Here is a 5,810-nt window from a genome sequence, read left to right as displayed (position 1 = left end):
AACGGCTGTCAAAGCGGCCAATTTATCATTATCCCCAAACTTGATTTCGTCTGTTGCAACCGTGTCATTTTCGTTGATGATTGGGATATAACTGTTTTTGACCAAGACATTTATCGTGTTGACGATGTTGACTTTGGTTTGTTTTTTTTCAAAATCAGAATAGGAAAGCAAACATTGCGAAGTATGCAAACCCAAATCGCTGAAATTTTCGTGGTAAATCCGCATCAAATGAGGCTGGCCAATGGAAGCCAAGGCTTGTTTGACAAAAACATCTTTATCGTGATTGTCGAGTTTTACAAACTGTTTTGCTGCTGCAATGGCACCGGAACTCACGATTATAAACTCGTAATCGTCTTTAAGAGCGGCAATCTGCATTCCAATATCCTCAATCTTTCCTCTCGAAATGTGATTGGTTTCCTTGGTAAGCGTATTGCTGCCGAGCTTTAACAATATTCTTTTTTTCGTCATTTTTTTAACCACAAAGGGCACAAAGTTTTTATCTACTATTTTAAAAATATAAGGTCACAAAGTGTTTTTCTATATAATTTATTTTAAGGATAAATTCGTTTATCATCCAATTTGTTCTCGACTGCGCTCGAACTGACAACTGCTACCTGATTTGTCCTTCGCCGTAAATATACCATTTATTGGTCACTAAATGTTGTAAACCTATTGGGCCACGTTGGTGCAATTTGTCCGTGCTTATCGCCAATTCTCCTCCTAAACCAAATTGTCCGCCATCGGTAAATCGAGTGGAAGCGTTTTGATAAACTGCCGCACAATCTACTTGTTCCATAAATTGTTGCGCAATTGCATTGTTTTCTGTAATAATAGAAGCCGAATGTCCGCCACAATAGTTGTTGATTTTCGCAATCGCTTCTTCATCTGAATTTACGACTCCAACAACAATTTTATAATTCAAAAACTCTTCGTACCAAATTTGTTCATTTTCAATTTGAGGAACGTTTGTTGCTTTTGAAAACCGTTCGTCTCCCAAAACTTCAACATTATATTTCTGTAATTCAGCAACCAAATTAGTTGCAAAATCTCCCCAATTTGGAAGATTAGAATCTATCAAAACCTTGTCCAAAGCGTTACAAACGCCAATATTGGTTGTTTTTCCGTTGATGATAATGTCAAGGGCTTTTTTCAAATCGGCTTCTTGGTTTACATACACAAAGTTATTCCCACGACCACTTACAATTACAGGGCAAGTAGCGTGTTTTTTGGTAAAAGCAATCAATTGTTCTCCACCTCGAGGAACGATTAAATCGACTCTTTGTGTTGGATTTTCCAAGAAAGCTTGGGTTTCGGCACGATTGTAATTCAAATATTCGACCCAATCTTTAGAAATTTCATTTTCTTCCAAAGCTTGGTGCCAAAGCGAAACGATTTTCAAATTCGATAACAAAGATTCTTTTCCGCCTTTCAGCAAAATTTTATTTCCCGATTTGAATGCAATTCCGCCCGCTTCAACAGTTACGTCAGGACGTGATTCATAAATAATCATTATCGTTCCAAAAGCCGCTGTTTTGTTTGTAATTTTTAGCCCATTGTCGTGTACAAAATGGAATCGCTCCACGCCAACAGGATCTTCCTGACTAGCCAATTGTTGCATCGACAAAATCATTCCGTCAATTTTGGCATCGTCCACCAACAAGCGTTTTTCCATAGCCAAATCTTCACCAGAATAATTGCTTAAATCCTGTTGATTGATACTTTTAAGATTGGCTCTTTCTTGTTCCAGAAGTTCAGCCATTCGGCTTAAAACAGCATTTCTTTTTTCTATGGATAATAATGTGTTCATCGTTATGATATTTAGTTCCTTGCTCCGCAAAGTCTCAGACTTTGAGGATGTGTTTGAAGGTTTTAAACCTTCTTTTTGTATGCGGTCAGAGACCGATTTTCACTTCCGCAAAGTCAGAGACTTTGCGGAGCGATTATCTTTATTTCAATTCTGCTAGCGATTCCTGCAAAGCCACAATAAATGTGTCAATTGCATCCGTTGTAATCGTTAACGGAGGAAGGATTCTCAACAGGTTTTTATTGTTGGCACCTCCCGTAAAAATATGCTTTTCGATAATCATTTTCTTTCTCAAAGCACTCACGTCAAAATCAAATTCAACGCCTAACATCAATCCTCTTCCTTTTACCTTGATGATTTCAGGAATCACTTTGATAGCTTCAAAAAAGTATTCCGATACTTTATTGGTATTTGCGATTAAGTTTTGTTTTTCCATCACGTCCAAAACGGCAATTCCTGCGGCACAAGCGAGATGGCTTCCGCCAAAAGTGGTGCCCAATAATCCGTAACTCGCTTTGAATTTAGGCGAAATCAAAACGCCTCCAATTGGGAAACCGTTCCCCATTCCTTTGGCAGTAGTTACAATATCTGGATGGATTCCGTGATGCTGAAAAGCAAAAAACTTACCGCTTCTTCCATAACCTGATTGTACTTCGTCAAAGATTAAAACGACATCATTGGCTTTACAGGCTTTTTCTAAAGCCTGAAAGAATTCAGTTGTTCCTTGGTCTAAACCACCAACTCCTTGAATAGGCTCGATGATTACGGCGCAAACGTCGCCTTTTTTCAATTCCGCTTCTACAAAGTCAATTTGGTTTAAAGGCAAGAAGGTAACCACTTGTTGGGCGTTTAATGGCGCCACGATTTTTTTGTTGTCGGTTACTGCAACAGCCGCCGAAGTTCTTCCGTGAAACGAATTGTCAAAAGCAATTACTCTTGATTTATTGGTGTGAAATGAAGCTACTTTCAATGCGTTTTCATTGGCTTCAGCACCAGAACTGCAAAGAAATAAGCTAAAATCAGTTAAGCCAGAAGCTTTTCCTAATTTTTCAGCTAGTTCTACTTGCAATGGATTTTGGATGGCATTCGAGTAAAAACTCAAATTATCCAATTGTTCTTTTACTTTGGCCACATAATCCGGCTGGGTGTGACCGATAGAAATTACTCCGTGACCGGAGTATAAATCTAAATATTCGATTCCTTTATCGTCTGTAATGGTGCAATCTAAAGCTTTTACAGGCGTAATAGGATATAATGGGTAAACGTCAAATAAGTTCATTTTGTTTTTTGTTTAAGGTTTAAAGTTCAAAGTTTCAAGTTTGTTGAGTAACCTGAAACCTGAAACTTGAAACAAATTTTTAAAATCCAGATGGTTTCAGGTGTAAGCCTGTAGTTTCTTCGAGTCCAAACATTAAATTCATATTTTGAATCGCTTGTCCTGAAGCACCTTTTGTTAAATTATCAATAACTGAAGTGATCAATAATCGGTTTCCTTTTTTCATTAAACTGATAATGCATTTGTTCGTTTGCACCACTTGTTTCATATTAATGGCAGTCGTGGTAACGGTTACGAAGGGTTGATCTGCATAAAAAGTTTCGTATTTTGCTACGATGTCTTCCAAACTTTCTTCAATTGTTGTATAAAGAGTAGCAAAAATTCCTCTAGGAAAATCCCCTCTGTTGGGTACAAAAATCAATTCGTTTTGATAAGACGATTGCAACTGATTGACACTTTGATTTATTTCGCCCAAATGTTGATGATTGAATGCTTTGTAATGCGACATATTGTTATTTCTCCAGCTAAAATGGGATGTTGCCGCTAAACCAACTCCAGCTCCAGTACTTCCTGTTGTGGCATTGATATGTACATCATCGTTCAACAATTCATTTGCTGCCAAAGGCAATAATGCCAATTGAATTGCAGTTGCAAAACAACCAGGATTAGCGATATATTGAGCGTTTTTAATGTCCGTTTTATTCAATTCTGGCAAACCGTAAACGAATGATTTTCCGTTGAAGTTTTTGTCTTTTGTCAATCTGAAATCGTTTCCTAAATCGATGATTTTTGTTGTATCAGAAAAATGATTTTCCTCTAAAAATGAAATAGATTTCCCGTGTCCTAAACACAAGAAAACAACATCTACGTTTGGATTGATGGTATCGGTAAAGTTCATTTCGATATCGCCAAGCAAATCGTGATGCGCTATCGAAAGAGGTTTTCCAGCATTTGTGGTGCTGTAAACAAAATCCAATTTTGCATTTGGGTGAAACATCAATATCCTGATGAGTTCGCCAGCTGTGTAACCTGAACCGCCAATTATTCCAATATTAATCATAATTATTTAGATTTTAGATTGAAGATTAACGATTTTTGATTTTAGATGTAAGGTATTCCAACCAAATCTAAAATCAAAAATCTGAAATCAAAAATCATCAATTTATTTTATTCGTAACTTAATTTATTTACTGATGAAAATATGTTTTGGGCATTCCCTAAAATTTTGATAAACCCTTTGGCGTCATCCGATGTCCAAGCGTTGTTCATTTCGCCGTATTGTCCAAAACCAGTATTCATCAAATCATTTGCAGATTCGATTCCGTCTAATGAAAAATGATACGGTTTCAAAGAAACGGTTACGATTCCATTTACTGTTTCTTGAGTAGATTCCAAGAAAGTTTCGATGTTTCTCATTACAGGATCCAAAAATTGACCTTCGTGAAACAACATTCCGTACCAGTTTCCTAGTTGTTCTTTCCAATATTGTTGCCATTTTCCAAGCGTGTGTTTCTCCAATAAATGGTGTGCTTTGATGATGATAATTGGAGCAGCAGCTTCAAAACCAACTCTTCCTTTGATTCCAATAATAGTATCTCCTACGTGAATATCTCTACCAATTGCATAAGCACTTGCCAGTTTTTCAAGGGTAACAATGTTATTTGAAGGTTTGTCTTTTTTACCATTTACGGCAACCAATTCACCTTTTTCAAATTCTAAAGTTACTTTTTCTTCACCTTCTTTTTTCAATTGAGATGGATAAGCTTCGCTAGGTAACGGAAGGTTTGAAGTCAAGGTTTCCTTTCCTCCAACACTTGTTCCCCACAATCCTTTGTTGATAGAATATTGGGCTTTTTCCCAAGAATATTCAACTCCGTTGGCTTGTAAATAAGCTACTTCTTCCTGACGAGATAATTTTAAGTCACGAATAGGAGTGATAATTTCAATTTCAGGAGCGATGGTTTGGAAAATTAAATCAAAACGAATTTGGTCGTTTCCAGCTCCAGTACTTCCGTGAGCAATGGCTTCTGCACCAACAGATTTTGCATATTTTATAGCTTCCATCGCTTGAAAAACACGTTCAGCACTTACTGATAATGGATAGGTATTGTTTTTTAACACATTTCCATAAATCAAAAATTTGATGGCTTTGTCGTAATATTTGTCTAAAATAGTAAGATTTGTATGTTGAGCAGAACCCAATTCATAAGCTCTTTCTTCGATAGCTGTTAATTCAGCATCATCAAATCCACCGGTGTTTATCAATACGGTATGAACTTCGTATCCTTGTTCGTTTTTTAAATATTTTAGACAATAAGAGGTGTCTAATCCTCCGCTGTATGCTAATACTACTTTTTTCATAATTGTTTATTTTTTTTCCTCACCCCAGCCCTCTCCGAAGGAGAGGGAGCCGTTACAGACAAAGGGTAATTTTATTTATATTATTTGTATGTTTTCTCCTTTTGGGAGAGGATTTATTTTTTTAAAAATAAGGCTTGTTTTATTTCTTTTAATCTGTTCCAAATCCGGACATTGAATGGATGTTTTGGCGGGTTTTTTGGTTTTTCTTTTGGATCATAAAGCATTCCGGTACACAGACACATTTTATTGTCTTTGCTTTTTAGAATTTCAAAATTAGTACAGGTTTTGCAACCAGCCCAAAAACTCGGATCTGTTGTCAATTCAGAGAAAGGAACTGGCTTGTATCCTAAATCAGAATTGATTTTCATT

4 protein-coding genes and 2 pseudogenes are annotated in these 5,810 nt (G+C 36.6%); all 6 read right to left on the bottom strand.

Features of this window, described 5'->3' with window-relative positions; all coding sequences use genetic code 11:
• Positions 1 to 468, bottom strand: a pseudogene (locus tag PHC28_RS14785) (glutamate 5-kinase); the annotation flags it as partial.
• Between the two features lie 142 nt (positions 469 to 610).
• A complete protein-coding gene (locus PHC28_RS14780; protein ID WP_300102292.1) occupies positions 611 to 1,807 on the bottom strand; it encodes a glutamate-5-semialdehyde dehydrogenase in 1,197 nt (398 codons plus the stop codon).
• Between the two features lie 139 nt (positions 1,808 to 1,946).
• The gene (locus tag PHC28_RS14775) at positions 1,947 to 3,083 is read right to left on the bottom strand and encodes an aminotransferase class III-fold pyridoxal phosphate-dependent enzyme (RefSeq protein ID WP_300102289.1); all 1,137 of its coding nucleotides are present in this window, start codon (positions 3,081 to 3,083) and stop codon (positions 1,947 to 1,949) included.
• A 79-nt stretch (positions 3,084 to 3,162) separates the two neighbouring features.
• Positions 3,163 to 4,140, bottom strand: coding sequence for an N-acetyl-gamma-glutamyl-phosphate reductase (gene argC, locus PHC28_RS14770; protein WP_300102286.1), 978 nt, complete (start codon positions 4,138 to 4,140; stop codon positions 3,163 to 3,165).
• Between the two features lie 107 nt (positions 4,141 to 4,247).
• Positions 4,248 to 5,441, bottom strand: coding sequence for an argininosuccinate synthase domain-containing protein (locus tag PHC28_RS14765; RefSeq protein ID WP_300102283.1), 1,194 nt, complete (start codon positions 5,439 to 5,441; stop codon positions 4,248 to 4,250).
• A gap of 113 nt (positions 5,442 to 5,554) precedes the next feature.
• Positions 5,555 to 5,810 (bottom strand): annotated as a pseudogene (locus tag PHC28_RS14760) (GNAT family N-acetyltransferase); the annotation flags it as partial.

This window comes from Flavobacterium sp., assembly GCF_028712645.1.
Lineage (GTDB): Bacteria > Bacteroidota > Bacteroidia > Flavobacteriales > Flavobacteriaceae > Flavobacterium.
Note: the sequence above shows the minus strand (reverse complement) of the source record. Positions and strands in the feature narration are given on the sequence as shown.